This window comes from Streptococcus sp. HMSC070B10, assembly GCF_001808665.1.
GTDB lineage: Bacteria > Bacillota > Bacilli > Lactobacillales > Streptococcaceae > Streptococcus.
Genome location: NZ_KV794159.1, coordinates 1 through 922, shown reverse-complemented (window position 1 = coordinate 922; position 922 = coordinate 1). Strand labels below are relative to the sequence as shown.

Genomic DNA, 922 nt, shown 5'->3' with positions numbered 1-922 from the left:
GCTTATTTCCGTCATTTGAGTTCGTCAATAATTTTGTATCAGCGTTAAATGCGGTATCTAATATTTTATATGAGGCATCGCCATTTGTGCCTTTTAGAGATATTTTTATCTGTATAGGGTTGATATCTACTTTTTATGTTTCGCTTTTCGGTACGAAATGTATAAATTGGCTTATACATCGAATACCGTTTATTAATTAAAAAAATAAGAAAGGGTAGGCAGGATAAAACGGAAAGCCCGCATTTGCGGGCGCCCGTTTTATCTGTTTAGCATTGGTTATTGTTTATGAGAAAAAAAGGTATTCGAGGAAAGCAATTTGAGGTGCTTTCGGAAAAGCCTGCATATTTGAAGATTTTTAGCTTTATAGGCGCTTTGTCTTATGATTTATATCATCGCATTAAGAACGGCAAAGAATTTAGAGAATACGGTTTAACCTTGTATTGTGGTCGTCAGGGTGGCGGAAAAACAATGGCTATGACTGAATATCTTGAACGCATGAGAAAGAAGTATCCTGAAGCGATTATTTGTACCAATTTCGGCTATGTTCATGAGGATGTGCCTATGAATAGCTGGCAACAGCTTTTCGAGCTGAGAAACGGCCTAAAAGGAGTTATATTTGCCATCGATGAGATACAAAATGAATATAACTCAAGCGCTTGGCAAAAATTTCCTGAAGGCTTGCTGGCAGAGATTACTCAGCAACGGAAACAGCGTATTAAAATTGTCGGTACAAGTCAGGTCTTTACACGTGTAGTGAAGCAGTTAAGAGAGCAGACATTTGAGGTTGTCGAGTGTCGAACGATTGCCGGACGGTGGACTTTTACAAGAGCTTTCGATGCGGAAGATTACAACGCAGTTTGTGAACGCCCTGAAGCAAAAATGAAGCTACGTCGATTATGGCGCAGAAGTTTCGTCCAATCGA

Annotated in this window: 1 protein-coding gene; it reads left to right on the top strand. The window is 39.3% G+C overall.

The window, feature by feature from the left end; all coding sequences use genetic code 11:
* Nucleotides 1–285 precede the first annotated feature (285 nt).
* On the top strand, nt 286–922 hold a 637-nt coding region (locus HMPREF2613_RS04895; RefSeq protein WP_261673966.1), incomplete at its 3' end, for a zonular occludens toxin domain-containing protein.